Consider the following 17,858-nt stretch of genomic DNA (forward strand, 5'->3'; position numbering starts at 1 on the left):
CTCGTTCGGGCCGCCGCACCATGTCATGGGACATGGCCCGCGCACCGAATCATCTTCCGATCATGCGGCTCGGCCTACACTCGAGGGCATGAAGGCCCGCCGCGCCGCCACGCCGCTCCCGCACCGCTGGGTGCTGGCGCTGCTCACGGTGGTCGCGTCCTTCGCCTTCCTGACGCGGCAGCCAGAACCGAGCGGTGGGGGCGGTCTGCCTGCCGTCATGGGTGTCATGGCCGGCATGGCCACTCCCGAGCCGCCACGGGCGGCCCTCACGTCGTCGGCGATGGATCGAGCGCCGAAGGTGCGGGGGGACGCAACCCCACACGCGGTCAGGATGTCCGCGCCGCACGACCTGGCCCTGCTGGACACCTCTGCACCGAACGCGCCCCCGGCCTCACACGACCACGCCGCCCACTGCCCGTTCTGCTTCACGGCGGCCTTCGCGCTGGAGGCCGCCGGGGTGGCGCTGCCCTCCGTCGTCATCGGCGGGATGGAGTGGGCGGCCACGGCCTACCGGCGGCCGGTTCTGGCGGCGCCCGCGCATGCTGACGCCCGCGCGCCGCCACACAGCTGAATCCACACTCCCTCGCCTGTGGGTGAGGTCGAGTGTGCTGCCCGCGTCCCCGGAGCTGCACGAGCCGCGCTCGCTCCACGCCTGTTTCCATCCGGCCAGGAGGCCCCATGGCTTCACTCAACCCACTGCTCGCCCTATTGACCGCCGTCCTGTTCAGCGTCGCCGGCGCGCACGCCACCGTCCGTACTGACACCGGCCTGACCGAGTCTGTCGCCGGGAAATCCGAGACGTACCGCCTCAACGTCCCCACCGAGAAGGACATCGCCACCACCGGGATCCGCATGGTGATTCCGGCCGGCGTCGCCATCAGCCGCTTCCAGGTCACCCCCGGCTTCACCCGCACCGTCACGAAGAACGCCGACGGGCTCGTGACCGAGGTCGTCTGGACCGGCAGCGTCGCGCCCATGGAGTACGTCCGGTTCTTCTTCCAGGCCACCAACCCTGCGGCCGCCGGCGAACTCGTGTGGAAGATCTACCAGACCTACAGCGACGGCACGGTCGTCGCGTGGGACGACACCGATCCCGCCAAGACCCCGGCGTCTCACACCACCGTCAAGTGATCCATCCGGGGCGGGTTCCGGCCCGCCCCACGCCCTGGAGGCCCTCCATGAAATCCATCCTGTCCTTGGTGACCGCGCTGCTCCTGTCCACGGCGCTGGCCCACACTGAAGTGACCGCCATGACCCCCGCCGAGAACGCGACCGTGCACGCCCCGAAGACCGTGGCGCTGACCCTCAGCGAGCCCGTGAACCTGCGCTTCTGCACCTTCCGCGTGATGGCCATTCCTACCGGCAAGACCGCTGAGCAGGCGTCCGTCCTGGCCCTCGCCGCGAAGAACGGAGCGGCTCTGCTCGTGAACCTGCCCGCCCGCTCAACCGGCATGGCGGCCCAGGTCACCATTCCGCTGAAGGCGACGTTGGCGCCGGGCCAGTACGTCGTGGCGTGGAAGCTGCTGTCCGATGACGGTCACCCGGTGTCGGGATTCAGCACCTTCAGCGTGAAGTGAGCCCATGGCCGCGCTGCTGACCGGCCTGAGTTACGCCGGCCTGGCCCTGCTGCTGGGAAGCGCCCTGGCCCGTCGCTGGCTGACGCCGGGCCACCCGGACATCGGGCCGGGCCTGGCGGGGCTGGCGCTGCTGCTGCTCGCGTGGGCCGGGCAGGTGCTGGTGACGCTGGAGGTGCTGGGCCTGACCGGCCCCGCCGACGTGCTGGCCTACGTGACCGACACCACGACGGGCCGGGCCATGCTGACCGGCCTGCTGGGAGCCACCCTGCTGCTCGCGACCGAGGTGGCCGCGTGGCCCGCCGCCCTGTCGGTGCTGGCCGCCGGCGTGACCCTCTGGGGCGTTGCGGGGATCGGGCACGGCGACGGGCACGGCACGTGGATCCGCGCCCTGCATGCCGCCCACGCCGGAGCCATGACCGTGTGGGTCGGCGGCGTGCTGGCCCTGACGACCACCCGATCGCTCACGCCACCGCTCGCCCAGCGGTTCACACCCGCCGCGCTCGGGAGCGTCGGCGTCCTGGCCCTCACGGGCCTGCTCATGGCGACCGAACACCTGACGGTGCTGAGCGAATGGTGGAGCAGTCGGTATGGGCAGACCCTGCTCGTGAAGCTGGCACTGGTGGGCCTCGCCCTGCTGTCGGCAGTCTTCGTGCGCCGCGCCTTTGGTCGGCAGCGTGGTGTGCGCCTGCGGCTGGCACGCGAGGCGCTGATCCTCGTTGCCGTCCTGGGCGTGACCGCCGTCCTGAGCAACGCCGCGCCGCCGGGTGGGCACGGGGATCATGCCAGCGCAGCCGCCGGCCAGGACGGCGCCAGCCACAGCGGCATGGCGACACACCCCTGAGCGGGCCCACCCTGGAACGCTGGCTGGGCCATCCTGGCGTTGAAGCAGGCGGCCTGAGCGCCGCTGTGGGCTCCTTCGGGCCGGCGTCCCACATAGCCTCCGGAGCTCCGCGCCGTGGCCCACGTCCAGACGGCAACGAGTTCATGAAGTGGCCACCCGACGGCCCAGGTATGCCTGTCAGAGCGCTGTGAGACGTCCTGCACGACACTCACAGACAATCGCTGGCCAGCGCGCCACCTGCCCCTCTGGAGCCATTCATGAAGATCACAACTGCCGTCTCCGCTTTCCTCCTGACTGGCCTGCTGGCCGCGTGTGCCGGTACCAGCGGCAGTGGGGTGCCCATGCCCGGACCGGCGCCCATCACGCAACCCGTGACCACGCCCGTCATGGACGTGGCCCAGGAGCCGGTCGCGCCGCTGGCCGTTCCCGCCGAGCGCTTCGCGCAGCTGGCCGTGGTGAGCCTGCTGCCGGGCGACCGCTCCGACACGGTGGGTGCCGAGCTCAAGGGCAAGGTCATGGCATGGAACGCGGCCGGGTGCGCGACGGGCCAGATGGACGAATGCACGGCGACGGTGGGCCTGAACACGGCGCTCAGCCCGCAGCGTCTCGCGGCGCTGTCCGCGCGGAAGGTCACCACCGAGGTCAACCGGGACGCGTTCAGTGGCGGCGGCGCGCTGACCGCCACCATGGGCGGCGCCATCGGCATCTGGTCCGGTGGCGCCATCGGGATCTGGTCTGGCGGCGCCATCGGCATCTGGAGCGGCGGCACCTACAATCCGTTGCCGCAGAACAGCGCCGTGTGGACGAAGATCGGTCTTGAGAAGGCCCACACGCTCGCCCCGAAGCTGGGGGCCGGCGTCACAGTCGCGGTGATCGATACCGGCATCGACCTGAACCACCCGGCCTTCAAGGGTCTGCTGAGTGCGCCCGCGACGTGGCATGACTTCTACGCGAATGACGATCTCCCCGAGGAGGAAGGCACCCTGGGCACCGGGGCATACGGCCACGGGACGAATGTCGCGGGGATCATCTTGCAGGTCGCTCCCGCGGCAAAGGTCATGCCGCTGCGGGTGCTGGGCCCGGACGGCTCCGGCGACGTGGCCATGGTCTCGCAGGCGATCGACTGGGCCGTCTCGCACGGCGCGCAGGTGGTCAACCTGAGCCTGGGCAGCACGGAGAATTCCACCATCATCCAGGGGGCCATCGCGCGCGCCACGGCCCAGGGCGTGCTGGTCGTGTCGTCGGCCGGAAATGAGAACAGGGATCAGATCACGTACCCGGCGGCCCTGGCCAGGAATGAGGGGACGGCCGGCGACCTGGCCCTGAGCGTGGGCAGCGTCTCGCTGAGCGACGTCAAGTCCACCTTCTCGAACTACGCCAAGGCCCTGGAACTGGTCGCGCCCGGTGAGAACGTCTACGCGCCCGCTCCGGATGGGCGCATGGCCAGCTGGAGCGGCACCTCGATGGCTGCACCGATGGTGTCGGGCGGCCTGGCCCTGGCCCTGGGGCAGCCGCTGTACTTCCTGCCGAAGTACCTGCCCTCGACCCTGGCCTATACGGCTTCGGACGTGTACCACTCCGCTGGCAACACCCCGTACAAGGACAAACTGGGCGTGCGAGGCCGTCTGGACCTCGCGACCTTCCTCACGTTCAGCGTGCACCGCTGAGCCCGGCTCCACCGATGACGGCCGAGACGTCCTCCTTCCCTTCCCTGTCCGGGCTGCCGGTACAGCATGTCGAGGAGGCCCGGACGGCACTGGAGCGGGGCCGCGTTCTGACCGCTGAGGGCCACCTGGAGGAGGCCGCCCTCCACCTGCACGAGGCCGCCAGCCAGTTCGCGGCCCTCGATGACGTACCCGGACAGGTCGACGCCCTCGGGAGTCTCGGAAAGCTGCACCTCGACCGCGGTCAGGCGGACGCCGCCGCGGACACCCTGGAGCGTGCGGCCGCCCTTGCGGCGCAGGCCGGGAACCTCGGGGCCGAGGCGACTGCCCTGAACTTCCTGGCGGCCGCACGCCACCACCAGGGCCGGGTGGCCGAGGCGACGCAGGCGCTGCACCGGGCCCTGGACTTGCGGGAGCGGGAGGGCAATCCAGTCGGCCAGATCCAGTGCCTGACCAACATCGGCATGATCCAGGGCCAGCTCGGGCAGTACCGCGAGGCCGTGGGCAGCCTCACGCAGGCCTTCACGCTGTACCAGACGCTGTCCGAGAACTTCGCACTGGTCACCCCGATCCTGCACAACCTGGCGCACATCCACCACCTCAGCGGCGATGACCGGCTGGCCGCAGGGGTCATGCAGGCCGCGCAGCAGTCGGCCGTGGCCAGCGGCGACGTCCGGTACCAGGCCAGTGCCGCCCTGAACCTCGGCACCTTCCTGCTGGGCCTCGATGATTACGCGGCGGCGGCCCAGCAACTCGAGGCGGCGCTGGAGCTCAGCCGCGTGGCCGGGTACCGGGTCGGTGAACTCAGTACCCTCGACTGCCTGGGCACGCTGTACAGCCGCACGGGCGAGACCGCACGGGCCGAGGCGGCCTTCACGCAGGCCCTGCACCTTGCGCTCGACACCGGCTCGCTGCAGGGCCAGATCGACGCCCGGATCAACCTCGGGCGGCTCACCCTGGCGGCCGGTCACCTGGAAGCGGCCCGCGAGTACCTGGCCGCCGCGCTGACCCAGGCCAGCGAGGCCGGCCTGCCCCAGTCCTGCAGCGCAGCACATGAGGCGCTGTGGCGCCTGTGCGAACACGAGGGCGACCTGAGCGGCGCCCTGACGCACGCCCGTGAGCTGAGGACGCTGGAACGCAGCCTGTTTAACGCCGAGCGCGACCGGCAGACCCGCAACCTCAGTATCCAGTTCGAGGTGGAACGTGCCCAGCAGGACGCCCGCATGGCCCACGTCCGCACCCAGCTCGAACATGAGGGCCGCGAACTGGCCGAGCAGGAAGTGCGCGAACGTACGAACGAACTGGCCCGCGCACAGCACGAGGTCGTGACCCGCCTGGCCATGGCCGCCGAGTACCGCGACGACATGACCGGCGAACACACCCGGCGGGTGGGAAAGTCCGCCGCATTGATCGCGCGGGCGCTGGACTGGCCCGAGGCGCGCGCCAGCATTCTGGGCGTCGCGGCCCGCCTGCACGACGTGGGCAAGATCGGCATCCCCGACGCCGTGCTGCTCAAACCCGCCAAGCTGACGGCCAGCGAGTACGCCCACATGCAGACCCACACCCTGATCGGCGCGCGCATCCTCTCCGGCGGCCGCTCCGACCTGCTGCAGCTGGCCGAGGAGATCGCCCGGACGCACCACGAACGCTGGGACGGCGCCGGGTACCCGCTGGGCCTGCGCGGTGAGGACATCCCCCTGGCGGGCCGGATCGTGGCCGTCGCGGACGTGTTCGATGCCCTCACACAGGCCCGGCCGTACAAGGACGCCTGGACGCCCGAGCAGGCGCTGGCGGAAATCGCCGCGCAGGCTGGCAGCCACTTCGACCCGGCCGTCGTGGCCGTCGCCACGAAGGTGCTGCGCCACGGAGCCGACGACCCGGCCGTGGACGCCGCCCTCGGGGACGCGCCTGCGCTGGAACGCGAGGACCTGTCGAACATGCTCTCGGTCTTCGAGCATCTGCTGGCCGAGCGCAGCCGGGAGCTGGAGGCGGCGCGCCGCGAGGCCGAGCGGGCTGCCGAACGGCTGGAACGCATGGCGCTCACCGACAGCCTGACGGGCCTGGGCAACCGCTGGTCCTTCGACCAGGCCCTGGACGAGCTGCTGCCCCGCGATCCGGCACAGGAATTCACGATCATGTCGCTGGATGTCGACGGTCTGAAAGCGGTGAACGACACGCAGGGCCACGCCCAGGGCGACCGCCTGCTGCAGTCGGTGGCGCGGGCCTTCACGCGCGCGCTGCTGTCCCTGGGCACCGTCTACCGCATCGGCGGGGACGAATTCGCCATTATCTGTCCGCACGGCGCGTCGCCGGAGGCGGTGCGGGCGGTGCACGAGCATGCCACGGCGTCCCTCCGTGCCCAGGGCTTCGCGCACGCGGCCGTCAGCCTCGGGCTGGCCTCGTATCCCCACGACGCGGCCACCACCGGCGACCTGCTGCGGCTGAGCGACCAGCGCATGTACGCGCAGAAGGTCTCCACGCGCAGTGCCCGCGGGGGGGCGCCCGCTCCGGGCTGAGGAGTTCCCCGTCTCTATACTGGCGCGCGTGACCGATCCCACTGTCCGGCCCGCACACCCCTGCTGGGTGCCCTGGCTGCTCGCGCTGGTGCCGGTCTTCCCTCCCCTGTATCTCGCCGCCCTCGTGGCGCTGGGCGGGCTCCGGACGCTGCCGCTCACGGCCCGCCGCGTGCTGTTCTTCTTCACGGCCACCCAGCTGATCGCGGCCCTGTTCACACCGCAACCGCTGCTGTCCGTGGCCCTCGCGGCCGCCCGCACGACATTGATCCTCGCCATGATCGCGGCCGGGGCCTACCTGCGCGACAGCCGGGCCCTGCGCCCGGTGCTGTGGGGACAGCTCGTCATCTTTGCCAGCGCGTGGCTGTACACCCTGACCACCCAGGGCTTTGCTGGCGTGCAGGAGCGGCTGGGGCATCCCTACTACTACGTCGTCTCGCTGGGGCTGGTGGCAGTCGTGGCGCTGTGGTTCATCGCCTTCTGGCGGGGAGGCGGATGGTGGCGCTGGCCGGCCGGAACGCTCGCGCTGGCCACACTCCTCGCCGCGGGCAGCCGTGGCCCGCTGATCGCCCTGACGGTCGGCACCCTCGCTGCGGCGGCCTTCCAGCGGGAGCGCCGGCACCCCTGGGCGCTGCTGCCCGCCGCCGTGATCGTTGTGCTGGCCGCTGCCACCAGCACCTTTCACCTGCCGTTCAAACCGGTTGAGCGGCTGCTGAACGACCAGACGACTGGCCGGGAGGCTGTATGGCGGGACGCTTTGGTAGGCTGGCGCACCTCACCCATCGGAGGCGTCGGCCCATATCAGGGAGGGGCTTACCTGTCGTACCTCTCCAGGGATGGATGTCAGCTTACCCCGACCCTGGAACGCAACCAGATCACCTGTCCGGCAGCTCTGGGGCGCTGGTCAAGTACGTGGCTGATCGCCCACAATGCCTGGCTGCACTGGCTTCTAGAGAGCGGGATCCTGGGGCTTGCTGGTCTGTGCACTGTGATGGTCTACACGCTGTGGCGCGCCATGAATCTGGGCGATCCCTTCACCGTGGCTGTCCTCTTTGGATTTACGGCCATGAATGTCGTCGATGTCGTCATCGCCGTTCCGAGTCCTCATTTTGCAGAATTGTGGTGGTCTCTGGCCGGAGTGGTTCTTAGCGCGCAGGCGGGCAACCGCGTGACACCTCCACTGCCTTGAGGCAGCGACGTCATGCAGGTTCGGGCGCTGTCCAGAGCGCTGAGAGCTGGCGCCACTGTTCGGAATCGAGGCTCACATCCGCTGGCAGGGTCACACCGGCCTGGACACGGGTGCCCTCGCCAACATCCGGATGTCGGCGTCGGGCCAGTTCGTACACGCTCTTGCGTTCAGCAGCAATGTGCAGAAGCTCGGTAGAAATATCACCGACATGTAGGATAGCCAAGATCAGTTGAGGAGCGAGGATATCGACGTACTCCTGGCTCGTGTACATGTCGCTATACGCCACAGGGTGAATGAATTCGCGCGGTCGGAAGCTGGTTCGAATGATCAGGCGATTCTGCGCAATGCGAGCAGATTCTTCGGCGACGAGTTTTGTCAGCGCGTAGTAGTTTGCGACTGGGCCGGGTGTATCCGCCTCCCTGTATGTGCCCTTCTCGCCACTGAACACATAGTCGGTGCTGATGTGCACCAACTTGGCCCCCACAGCATTTGCGGCCGCAGCAACATGGCGAGTCCCGTCCACATTCACCGCCCAGCACGCGGAACGCTCCTTCTCGGCACGAACCACGTTGGTGTACGCGGCGGCATGTACGATCACCTTCGGACGTAGACGCTCGGCGACATCCAGAACCTGAAGGGCTTGTGTCACGTCCAGTTCAGAAGACGGGGGGGCCACTACACCCGGCAGGAGGGCCCGCAGCTCCGTGCCCAGCCGGCCACTCCCACCCGTCAGTAGAATCCTCACGTTAGCCGCGATCCTCTGCCCACAGATGAGCGCCGAAGGTGTCCCATGGCAGCCGTCCCTCGTCCGGATCTGCTGCATTGAACTGGGCGTCCGCTGAGTACAGTAGCGTGGCTCCCTGTGCACCCGCGCGGTACCCATGAGCCACACCACTGGGAATATGCAACAAAGCAGGCTGTTCAGCACTCAGGGTAAGCGACCGCTGAACTCCGAGGCTCCTGCTGCCGTCCCGGCAGTCCACAAGCCACACGCTGAGTTGACCCTGGAGCGTGCACCACAGTTCATTCTGTGGCTTCAAGTGGATGTGGAATGCGTTCAAGCGGCCTGGCTCCGCCCAGGACACGCTGAACTGCCGCGGGTCATGCGGTCCCGGCAGCTGCTGTGCGCCGCTCTGGTTCAGGCGCAGGATCTCCATGAACGCCCCATTCTCGCTGCGGTGCTTGCGCAGTTCACGCACCCACACGCCCTCGATCTCAGGCACGCCCGGGTACGCCTCGACCGTGAGAAGGCGGGCGTAGACCTCTGCCAGCCGCACCGGACGGTCACCACTCATACTCCACTCCTAGATTCACCCGCGAGCTTGAACAGATACGCGCCGTACCGGTTGTTCGCATACTTCTGCGCGTGGACAAGCAATTCATCCGTCGTGATCCAGTCCGAGCGCCACGCCGTCTCTTCAGGCGAAGCCACCTTGATGCCCTGGCGTTCTTCCATCGTTCGGATGAAGAGACTGGCCTCCAACAGTTGTTCGTGTGTGCCTGTATCCAGCCACGCGAAACCACGGCGCAGGATTTGAACGTCGAGCTGCCCCTGTTTGAGGTACGCGCTGTTCACGTCTGTGATCTCAAGCTCACCTCGACTCGAAGGGTGAATCGACCTCGCAATATCCACCACCTGCCCATCGTAGAAATACAACCCCGTCACGGCATAATCGGATTTTGGCTGCATCGGCTTTTCCTCAATGGACTGAACCCGACCCTGATGATCAAACTCCACCACGCCGTAGCGCTGCGGTTCGCTGACCTGATAGGCAAAAATCGTGGCCCCCTCAGGTCGGGCGTCGGCTGCACGGAGCAGGTCAGGCAGTGACACCCCATAAAAGAGGTTGTCGCCCAGTGCCAGGGCACTTGGATGTCCATCGAGAAAGGTCTCAGCAATCAAAAATGCCTGAGCCAGACCATCCGGACTTGGCTGTACGGCATATTCCAGGGTGATACCCCACTGCGAGCCATTACCAAGCAACTGTTTGAAGCGTGGCAGATCGAGAGGCGTGGAAATGATCAGGATGGTACGGATACCGCCCTGCATCAACGTAGTAAGTGGATAGTAGATCATCGGCTTGTCGTAGATGGGCAGCAGTTGCTTGCTGACCGCCAGCGTCGCTGGATGGAGGCGCGTCCCAGTTCCTCCGGCAAGGATGATGCCCCGACGATACGATGACCTCACTGTTCTTCACGTCCGGCGAGTCGATCGGCATACTGCCGGTCGTAATACTCGCGGAACACGCCTCTGCGGATCGGCTCCCACCACCAGCGGTTGTCCTCATACCACTTCACGGCCTCGGCCACCGCGTGTTTCGGGTCGAACTGCGGGGCCCAGCCCAGCCCACACAGCTTGTCCACGTTCATGGAATACCGGCGGTCATGGCCGGGGCGATCCGCGACGTGCCGAACCAGCATATGATCCGCCCCCAGCGTGTCCAGCACAATGTCTACCATCTCAAGGTTGGTCATCTCCCGCCCGGTGCCGACGTTGTAGACCTCGCCCATCTGGCCGTGGAGCAGCACCGTCTCGATGCCGGTGCAATGGTCGAACACATGCGCGTAATCTCGCATCTGCAGGCCGTCTCCGTACACCGGGATCGGCTCGCCCAGCAAGGCGTTCGTACTGAACAGCGGCACGGCCTTCTCCGGGTACTGATACGGCCCGACGTTATTGGCCCCACGCGTGATCGTGACCGGCAGACCGTAGGTGATCGCGTAGGCTTGCACCAGCTGATCGGCCGCCGCCTTACTCGCCGCGTAGGGACTGCGCGGAGCGAGCGAATCGGTCTCGACGCTCTGGTGCCCATCCGGGATATGCCCGTACACTTCGTCGGTGCTGATGTGGTGGAGCCGCATGCCCAGTTCCCTTGCGACTTCCAGCAGCACGTGCGTGCCCCGCACGTTGGTATCCGTGAACACCAGCGGCCCCAGGATGCTCACATCCACGTGTGTCTCGGCAGCGAAATTCACGATCATATCGATGCCGTGCGCCAGGCAGGTCTGCCGTACCATGGCCTGATCACTGATGTCACCCACCACCAATGAGAGGTTGGAGTGACTCCACAGATCCAGAAGATTCTCACGCCGCCCTGCATAGGTCAGCTTGTCATACACCACGATCCGAGAGGTCGGGTGGCGATCGAGCCAATACCGGACAAAGTTGCTGCCGATGAAGCCACACCCGCCAGTGATCAGCAGGGCATACGGCTGGCTGGTCGTCATGACGTGGTTAACACTAGCGCGGGCTGTCCCATGGGTGTAGATGCCGCCACGCCATGGTCAGAGCCAGTGCGCCGAGCAGCGCTGCGGGGAACAGCACGCTGGGCGCACCTGGATCACGGGGCGGCAATAGGCTGAGGCTCAGCCCCGGCACCAGCGCACACGCAGAGGTTGCCGTGGCACAGCGGGACTGCACCTGAAGCGTCTGGAACGTCCACGGTAACCTCGGCAGATCCGTCCGCGTCAGGGTACGCGTCTGGCCAGCTGGGAGTATCAACGTCAAGACAACTGTGCCGTCCACCAGGATCTCCAGTGTGCTGTCCTGGCTGGCATACAGCCGGAGCACCAGATCCGTCACGAAGCGCGCCACCCCGAGGTCTGCTGCCAGAGCGTGTCGGGAAGGAAGGCTCCAGGCGCTGATCTGCCCATCACGCGCGTAAGGGCTAGGCGCGTTCACCGTGACCAGAGTCGAGGGCACCGTCAGGTCAAGCACTATCCCAGAGAATCCACGCGGCGTCAGGGCAGCGCGGTACATCTAGCGGCGTATCCTTCGACGCAGTGTGTCTGTAAGGGCGGCACGGAAAAATCCCAGCGACCATCCCAGGTAGGTGATTGCTACCACGGCCACCAGGCGCATGGGGCTGAGGCGGCGGTGCTCATTCCATACCAGGGCTGCTGCAGCGACCAGCACGCAGAGCACAGCAGGCAGAAGCACCGGCACGGCAGGCGTGAGCAGGCACACCACCGTAAAGACCAGAGGAACGGCTTGCCGGAGGTGCATTGAACGGGGATGCTTCCGCACGACCGCGTACTTCCATGTGCCGTACCGAAACCGTTGGCGCCAGAAGGCCAGCAGGGTTTCGCGTGCATGCGCATGGTAGGTGGGAACCGGCAATGAATATACGGCGAATCGAGCCGCAGTGGCGCGGTAATCAAACTCGAAATCCTCATTTGACAGCAAGCGCTCGTCGTAGCCTCCTATGCGTTCCCACACTTCACGGCGGTAGCAGGACATCACCGTGTGAACGGTACGTACCGGCCGCGCCTGCCTGTTCCGAGACGGTGTCCCACCGTTGCCGACACGGTGGTTGAGTGTGGCGGCAATGTGCTGGCCTACCCTGGAGTGGCCGTAGTAGGTCACCGCCGGCCCGACGACGTCAGCGCCCGTCAAGGCTGCTCCAGCGAGGAGCTCCCGGATGTAAGACGGCTCGATCCGGCAATGTGCATCCAGCCGTACGATGAACTGTCCAGTCGCGGCGCGCACAGCAAGATTCAGGCCGCTGGGCGTCGAGACACCGGGATTGTCGAGAACCGTCAGAGTGGTGCCGCGCGCCAGGAAGGCTGCACGATATTCATGGAGTGTCGTGACAGTCCCGTCCGCAGATCGCCCGTCGGCCACAATGATCTCGCTCAGTTCCGGAGCATCCTGAACCAGCAACGATTCGAGCACCAGACCGATGGTGCCCGCCTCGTTGCGACATGGAATGACCACTGAAACCATCATCGGAACAGCCGTTCCTTCAGGCGATACAGCGCCCGGTAGCGCCTCAAGGCACCCAGGCGGGTCACGACGGCTTTGCGTATCCTCATCAGCATCAGATCACGTCGGCGGGCGAGCCCGTTGTTGGTCAGAGACTGCAGTTCCTCGGCAAAGCCCGAATACGAGGTCGAGGTGCCTCCCAGGTAGAAGTTGGAGGTGATGAGGGCAGATTGCTGGGGCAGAAATCCCCGAGAGATCAGCCGTACCCACAGGTCAAAATCCATTGCGCTACGGTACCTGGCATCGTAGCCGGAGAAGCTGCGGAGCAGGACGGTCTTGAGAATCACGCTGGGATGTACGATAAGGCAGCCGCGCATGACCAGCGCATCAACTGGCAGCGTAGTCAGGTCGCGGGTGAACGCGATCTGGCCGTTCTGCATGAAATGAGCGCCAGCGCACAGCCAGTCGTATTTATCCTGGTTCCATGCCGCAACCATCTGCGCCAGCGCCTCTGGAGACGAGAAGGTGTCGCCAGCATTCAAAAACACGGTGGCTTCGCCTGTTGCAAGCGCAATACCCTTGTTAAATGCGTCCGCAATCCCATCGTCCTTCTCGACGACCAAAGTGTCGATATCCGGGGTCGCGGCACGCACGGCCGCGGCGCTGTCGTCCGTAGACACACTGTCAATCACAACCCACTCCAAGTCGGGGTAGGTCTGCGCGCGGACAGACGAATGTGTGCGACCGAAACCGTCCTGGGAGTTGAAATTAATGGTGATGACGCTGACTTTCACGCTTGACCTCCAACAGCAGCACAAGGATGAGAGGGTACGTGATCAGCGCCAGCGAATCCAGAGACATAAAATCGATCCCGAGTGGAACAGCCATGAACAGGAGCAGCAGCCGACCGTCCCGGTGACGCCATGTGGTCATGAACAGCACCATGAAGAGTGTCAGGCCGATGACACCTGCTTCACTGAGCAGGCGCAGGGGCAGGTTCTTGGCGTTGGCCCGGTCAGCGTAAAGAGGACTGAGCCAGACCTGCACCTCAGGTTGATTGAGTGCCCACTGGGGCGGGTGCGCCGCAAAATACCGGTGTTGCAGTCCCAATCCTACCCCAGTCCACGGGTGCTCCAGGAAGGTGGTGACCGCACCCTGCCAAGCCGCGAAGCGCGGGCCCGCGTTCGCAGACGAGAATGCCACCTGAAGGTTTCCCAGTTTGGACACGCTTCCGAGAGCACTCGCAACGTAGGCATTGCCCGAAGACACATAGCCAACCGTGCCCACCAGGAAAATGGTCAGTAAGATACGGAGCAGATTCATGCGGTAGTGGATATGGCGGAGGAAATACAGGAACAGGCCGCCTAAGGCACCGACCAGCGCTGCCAGTCCCCCCCTGGAATTGGTGAACAGCAGGGCCAGCACGGCCAGACCCAACAGCGCCACCTCGATCGGCATCCGCACACGGCCCAGAGTAAAGACACCGTAGCTGCGCCGCACAGCAACCAGCAGAAACAAGAGAATTGGCACCATCAGAACGGTCAGTTGGCTGGCCAGCCAGGACGGTTCAAAGGCCAGCCCCCGCGCCCGGCCCACCCAGTCTATGGCCGATGCGGAGAACACAGATGTCAGGGCGTTGATCGGCTGCCCGAAACCCAGGATATCCGCGACACCCTGCACTACGGCCAGTGCCGCGGACAGTGACAGGCCCACCAGCGCATACCAGAGCGCGCGGCGTGCCCCCAGCACCTGGAAGGCTGTCTGGAACGCAAAGTAATGCAGGCCGAAAACGACAACGGTCAGCGCAGCGCTCACCAGATCCTGCTGAACAGTCTGACCCTTGAACGTAAAGGCCACTGCCGGGTCTGGATATTCCAGGGCGAACAGTTGACGAAGGAGCAGGAACGCCAGGAAGGCGACAACGGCCAGCACAGTCCGGGTATGTCGCAGCCTGCGCCCGGCCATCATAAATGCGAGTACAGACAGCGCTGCGAAGTACAGCGATAGTGGACGTGCGCTGCTGCCCGTCGGCACCAGCGGACTGCTTGTCACGCCAACCGAGAGGAGCAGCAGGACATAGGGCAGGCGGGTGACATCAATCACTTCGGTCACGGTCGAGCAGGTGCTCGAAGCGGTCGTTGTAGACACCGAAATCTGAGTCCTGCGCTGCAGTCACCAATTCACGCAGTTCCTCCATCGGAAGTGTCCACCACGTCGCGGCACTCACTTCCAGGCGCTGACGGATGAGCCGGGCGGGTACGCCACCCACCACACTGCCGTCCGGAACGTCAGCGGCGACCACGGCGCCGGCTGCCACAATCACGTTGTTGCCGACATTCACTCCATCGAGGACTACCGCGCCATACCCGATCCAAGTGTTATGGCCAACGGTGGTCGGCGCATACTCCTCATACAGGGATCGAGAAACGAATGAGAAACCCGCCTGCGCTCGCGGTGAATAAAAGGCAGGGTGGGACGTAAATAATGCCGACGGATGACGTCCCAACCCACCAATCCGGGCATGCTGTCCGATGCTGCAGTAGCGCCCTAGGCTGGCCTGGTGGATATGCGTGCCATACGCAACATACGTGCCCAGTCCCACGGACGACTGTGATATGACCACGGCCCCGTAGATGCGGTTGTGCCCCTCCAGCACTGAGTCCGTCACGCGGCTGCGGAAATCGACCAGGATGCCCCGCCGCCTATTTGAACGGAACAGTCCCAATGAGGCGATGGTTCCCAAGACCCGGCGGATCACACTTCTCTCCGTCCGAACAAAAACCACACGATCAGCACAAGGTTGATTGCATGCCCGGAGAGCACCGCGACCGGGTAAGCTGGCGTCAGTCCAGTCCGCAGCATGCATGCCCCGACCGCCCACGTGATTGTGGCGCAGACCACGGCATAAGCGAGATACACGCGATACCCCTGTGTCGTTGCCACGAAACTTGCCACCGCCAACGCCGGGATTGACATGACATTCGCCAGAGCGAAATATGGAATCAACGCCTCTGAAGCGCTGAATTTACCTGCAAGTAATATAGTATTGAACAACCCAAATCCCGCGTATACGACGCCAGTGGCGATCACGGCATAACCAGCCATAATGCTCATAATCCGGCGGACTGTGAGTGCGCTGTTCTGTGCATTGGCTGCAGATAGCCGAGGCAGAAGTACTCGGCTGACCGGATTGGCGAACATCAGGGGAATCATCATATACGTTTGGGCCATTAAGTCGATACCCCGCTGCTCAGGGCTGATGGCTGACAGAACAATGTACGCGAGCAGCAGATCCTTGAGCGCGAAGAGCACGAGCGACACCTGATGTTGAAATCCATTCAATGTCCGCCGCAGCACGCTCCTCACAGTTACCCAATCAGGGCTTACCCTCAGCATCATTCCGCCGTTGGCCGCGTAGGACAAGGGAATGCTGACGATCCGTGCAAAAACAGCCCACATCACGCCGCTGCGGACGTCATGGAATACACCATACACCCCAAAAAACACCACGAAGTACACCAAGACCTGCGTAATCTCTGCCGTTCCGATGGCAACGAAATTACCAGACCGTTCGCTCCGAGAAAACCAGCCGAATGAGCCAGAACCACTTAGGAAGAACAACACAATCAGGAGCGAACTGGGCAGATCCTGGTGTGCACTGTAAAACCCAGCAGCCAGCAGAAGGCCAAAGATCAGGCCTCCCCCAAGGTTGATCAGCCATGCCAGTGCCAGTTCTCCTGGAACCGGCTCGTTCTGAGCGCCAAGTACCGCCTTACCAAACCCTAGATCGGCCACAATGTACGTCAATCCGAAAACAAAGTTGAACAGCGTGAACGCTGCGAAATCTCTAGCCCCCGAGACCCGCCCGATAAAAGTGCTCATCAGGAAAATCAGCAGATAAACGATGATCTGCCTGATGGCAAAAAAAATCACTAATACGCGCCCTTACCAAGTAAGACAACTCGCACCGTCTGAATCAGGATGATTGTGTCCAGCCATGGAGACCAATTGGTGATGTAGAAGTTATCCATCCCTACCCGCTCAGAATAAGTGGTGTCACTACGTCCATTCGCTTGCCAATATCCGGTCATACCGGGGCGTACCTGCTTGTAAGTAGCGTAGATCTCACCATAACGTATGGTTTCTGCTTCTACGATAGGACGAGGACCAACTAGACTCATTGAGCCAAGCAGGACATTGGCCAATTGTGGAAGCTCATCCAAACTTGTTTTCCGCAGTAAGGCACCCACGCGCGTAACACGTGGATCATCCTTGAGCTTATGTGAGGATTCAAACTCATCACGCAGTGCAGGGCTGCTCGACAACATGCTTTCCAGAATTTCGTCCGCATCATTGTGCATACTTCTGAACTTGAAGCAATCGAAAGGTTGGCCGTGTCGTCCAAGTCGCCGTGCCCGGTAAACCACTGGCCCAGGGCTGTCCAGCCTAATCACTCCTGCGATTACGATCAGGAGCGGTAGAAGCAGCACTGCTGCTACCGTGGCGCCCAGGAGGTCTATCATACGTTTGAGCGCTCGCGCCTGATAGGATCCGAGGTTATTTCGGATCTCCAAGCTGGCCACGCTGCCGATACTGTGAGGATGCAGCGCCTGATTGGGCACGCCAAACAGGTCTGGTACCACCCATGTGTATGGGAACACCGCGTACACACTGTTGACGAGGCGCTGCTGCGTTTCTGCACGCGCACCCGGAATCGAGATAAGTGCCTGCTCCGTCTTTGGCTCCGTGAGGGCCAGATCGATAGAGCCAAGAACAGGCACTCCGTGAATGATCTGACCGTGCAACGCTGGATTGTCATCGTAGGCGGCGACTGGAATCAGACCATATGAGCGATGGTTACGAAGGTGGCTGATGGCGATGGCGGCCGTCTGCCCTGCCCCAATCACACTGATGCGTCGTCCATAGCGCCCAGCGCGGATCAGGATAGCCCGAACTGCATATCGCATCGGCATCGCTATAAGCAACAAGAGTATCCATGCAACCAGAGTACCCGAAGCGCCATCGAAGAATCGCTGGATGGCCAATGCGGAAGCCAGTTGCACGCCTACAAGTTGCACCGTACCGATCACATGCAGTCGCAACTCTGTCTGCGGCGCGCGCCCATAACCAGGATACAGTCCCTGATAAGCCCGCCAGATCAACCAGAGTCCGCCCCAGACCGCGAGGGCGAGCGGCGAGACTGGCGCGTTCAGACGACCATGCAAGGCGGCCGCGAGGATAAATGCAATCGCCAGGCTCAAGATGTCACCGGCAATCAGCGCCGCCGCTTGAGGCAGAGCTGACTGAAACCGCGTGCGCTGTTCCTCAGCCGCGTGTCTCCCCTGTTGAGTCGGACTCAGGACGCTCAT

General features: G+C 64.3%; 18 protein-coding genes. 7 read left to right on the forward strand and 11 right to left on the reverse strand.

Annotated elements, in window-relative coordinates:
- Positions 1-88 precede the first annotated feature (88 nt).
- The 7 genes from E7T09_RS08890 to E7T09_RS08920 all read left to right on the forward strand — a co-directional run bounded on the left by E7T09_RS08890 (position 89) and on the right by E7T09_RS08920 (position 7,784).
- Positions 89-571 (forward strand): hypothetical protein, encoded by a 483-nt coding sequence (locus E7T09_RS08890; RefSeq protein ID WP_136388813.1) that lies wholly within the window; start codon positions 89-91, stop codon positions 569-571.
- Positions 572-678: 107 nt separating this feature from the next.
- The gene (locus E7T09_RS08895; protein WP_136388814.1) at positions 679-1,131 is read left to right on the forward strand and encodes a DUF1775 domain-containing protein; all 453 of its coding nucleotides are present in this window, start codon (positions 679-681) and stop codon (positions 1,129-1,131) included.
- 47 nt (positions 1,132-1,178) lie between these two features.
- Positions 1,179-1,577 (forward strand): copper resistance CopC family protein, encoded by a 399-nt coding sequence (locus tag E7T09_RS08900; RefSeq protein WP_136388815.1) that lies wholly within the window; start codon positions 1,179-1,181, stop codon positions 1,575-1,577.
- 4 nt (positions 1,578-1,581) lie between these two features.
- The gene (locus tag E7T09_RS08905; RefSeq protein WP_136388816.1) at positions 1,582-2,418 is read left to right on the forward strand and encodes a copper resistance D family protein; all 837 of its coding nucleotides are present in this window, start codon (positions 1,582-1,584) and stop codon (positions 2,416-2,418) included.
- Positions 2,419-2,675: 257 nt separating this feature from the next.
- Complete coding sequence (locus tag E7T09_RS08910; RefSeq protein WP_240741700.1) at positions 2,676-4,085, forward strand: S8 family serine peptidase; 1,410 nt, start codon at positions 2,676-2,678, stop codon at positions 4,083-4,085.
- 14 nt (positions 4,086-4,099) lie between these two features.
- Positions 4,100-6,598, forward strand: a complete 2,499-nt coding sequence (locus E7T09_RS08915; protein ID WP_136388817.1) for an HD domain-containing phosphohydrolase — start codon at positions 4,100-4,102, stop codon at positions 6,596-6,598.
- A 28-nt stretch (positions 6,599-6,626) separates the two neighbouring features.
- A complete protein-coding gene (locus E7T09_RS08920; RefSeq protein ID WP_240741701.1) occupies positions 6,627-7,784 on the forward strand; it encodes an O-antigen ligase family protein in 1,158 nt (385 codons plus the stop codon).
- Positions 7,785-7,794: 10 nt separating this feature from the next.
- Here the strand turns inward: E7T09_RS08920 and E7T09_RS08925 are convergent, their stop codons facing one another.
- The 11 genes from E7T09_RS08925 to wbaP are packed head-to-tail and all read right to left on the reverse strand — an operon-like array spanning position 7,795 to position 17,858.
- The gene (locus tag E7T09_RS08925) at positions 7,795-8,529 is read right to left on the reverse strand and encodes an NAD(P)-dependent oxidoreductase (RefSeq protein WP_240741702.1); all 735 of its coding nucleotides are present in this window, start codon (positions 8,527-8,529) and stop codon (positions 7,795-7,797) included.
- Position 8,530: 1 nt separating this feature from the next.
- Positions 8,531-9,079 (reverse strand): dTDP-4-dehydrorhamnose 3,5-epimerase family protein, encoded by a 549-nt coding sequence (locus tag E7T09_RS08930; RefSeq protein WP_136388819.1) that lies wholly within the window; start codon positions 9,077-9,079, stop codon positions 8,531-8,533.
- Entirely contained in the window at positions 9,076-9,972 is an 897-nt protein-coding gene (rfbA, locus tag E7T09_RS08935; RefSeq protein WP_136388820.1) for a glucose-1-phosphate thymidylyltransferase RfbA, read from the reverse strand. The genes E7T09_RS08930 and rfbA overlap by 4 nt, the downstream gene beginning before the upstream one ends.
- A complete protein-coding gene (gene rfbB / locus E7T09_RS08940; RefSeq protein ID WP_136388821.1) occupies positions 9,969-11,012 on the reverse strand; it encodes a dTDP-glucose 4,6-dehydratase in 1,044 nt (347 codons plus the stop codon). Before rfbB ends, rfbA begins: the two co-directional genes overlap by 4 nt.
- Before the next feature lie 13 nt (positions 11,013-11,025).
- A complete protein-coding gene (locus E7T09_RS08945; protein ID WP_136388822.1) occupies positions 11,026-11,502 on the reverse strand; it encodes a hypothetical protein in 477 nt (158 codons plus the stop codon).
- A gap of 42 nt (positions 11,503-11,544) precedes the next feature.
- A complete protein-coding gene (locus tag E7T09_RS08950) occupies positions 11,545-12,513 on the reverse strand; it encodes a glycosyltransferase family 2 protein (protein WP_136388823.1) in 969 nt (322 codons plus the stop codon).
- Positions 12,510-13,283, reverse strand: a complete 774-nt coding sequence (locus E7T09_RS08955; protein ID WP_168734773.1) for a glycosyltransferase — start codon at positions 13,281-13,283, stop codon at positions 12,510-12,512. The genes E7T09_RS08950 and E7T09_RS08955 overlap by 4 nt, the downstream gene beginning before the upstream one ends.
- Positions 13,258-14,601 carry an O-antigen ligase gene (locus tag E7T09_RS08960; RefSeq protein ID WP_136388825.1) on the reverse strand — a complete coding sequence of 448 codons (1,344 nt, stop codon included), beginning with the start codon at positions 14,599-14,601 and terminating at the stop codon, positions 13,258-13,260. The genes E7T09_RS08955 and E7T09_RS08960 overlap by 26 nt, the downstream gene beginning before the upstream one ends.
- Positions 14,585-15,247: a DapH/DapD/GlmU-related protein gene (locus E7T09_RS08965; RefSeq protein WP_168734774.1), complete on the reverse strand. Its 663-nt coding sequence runs from the start codon at positions 15,245-15,247 to the stop codon at positions 14,585-14,587. The genes E7T09_RS08960 and E7T09_RS08965 overlap by 17 nt, the downstream gene beginning before the upstream one ends.
- Positions 15,244-16,422 carry a hypothetical protein gene (locus E7T09_RS08970; RefSeq protein ID WP_136388827.1) on the reverse strand — a complete coding sequence of 393 codons (1,179 nt, stop codon included), beginning with the start codon at positions 16,420-16,422 and terminating at the stop codon, positions 15,244-15,246. Before E7T09_RS08970 ends, E7T09_RS08965 begins: the two co-directional genes overlap by 4 nt.
- Positions 16,422-17,858, reverse strand: coding sequence for an undecaprenyl-phosphate galactose phosphotransferase WbaP (gene wbaP / locus E7T09_RS08975; protein WP_136388828.1), 1,437 nt, complete (start codon positions 17,856-17,858; stop codon positions 16,422-16,424). The genes E7T09_RS08970 and wbaP overlap by 1 nt, the downstream gene beginning before the upstream one ends.

It is taken from the genome of Deinococcus sp. KSM4-11 (assembly GCF_004801415.1).
In the GTDB taxonomy this organism is placed as follows: Bacteria; Deinococcota; Deinococci; order Deinococcales; family Deinococcaceae; genus Deinococcus.

Bases quoted from the DNA above. Each gene is read 5' to 3' on its own strand.
- E7T09_RS08950 (WP_136388823.1), bottom strand. From the start codon at position 12,513: ATGATGGTTTCAGTGGTCATTCCATGTCGCAACGAGGCGGGCACCATC.
- rfbB (WP_136388821.1), bottom strand. From the start codon at position 11,012: ATGACGACCAGCCAGCCGTATGCCCTGCTGATCACTGGCGGGTGTGGC.
- E7T09_RS08915 (WP_136388817.1), top strand. From the start codon at position 4,100: ATGACGGCCGAGACGTCCTCCTTCCCTTCCCTGTCCGGGCTGCCGGTA.
- E7T09_RS08910 (WP_240741700.1), top strand. From the start codon at position 2,676: ATGAAGATCACAACTGCCGTCTCCGCTTTCCTCCTGACTGGCCTGCTG.
- wbaP (WP_136388828.1), bottom strand. From the start codon at position 17,858: ATGAGCGTCCTGAGTCCGACTCAACAGGGGAGACACGCGGCTGAGGAA.
- E7T09_RS08890 (WP_136388813.1), top strand. From the start codon at position 89: ATGAAGGCCCGCCGCGCCGCCACGCCGCTCCCGCACCGCTGGGTGCTG.
- E7T09_RS08900 (WP_136388815.1), top strand. From the start codon at position 1,179: ATGAAATCCATCCTGTCCTTGGTGACCGCGCTGCTCCTGTCCACGGCG.
- E7T09_RS08930 (WP_136388819.1), bottom strand. From the start codon at position 9,079: ATGAGTGGTGACCGTCCGGTGCGGCTGGCAGAGGTCTACGCCCGCCTT.
- E7T09_RS08895 (WP_136388814.1), top strand. From the start codon at position 679: ATGGCTTCACTCAACCCACTGCTCGCCCTATTGACCGCCGTCCTGTTC.
- E7T09_RS08905 (WP_136388816.1), top strand. From the start codon at position 1,582: ATGGCCGCGCTGCTGACCGGCCTGAGTTACGCCGGCCTGGCCCTGCTG.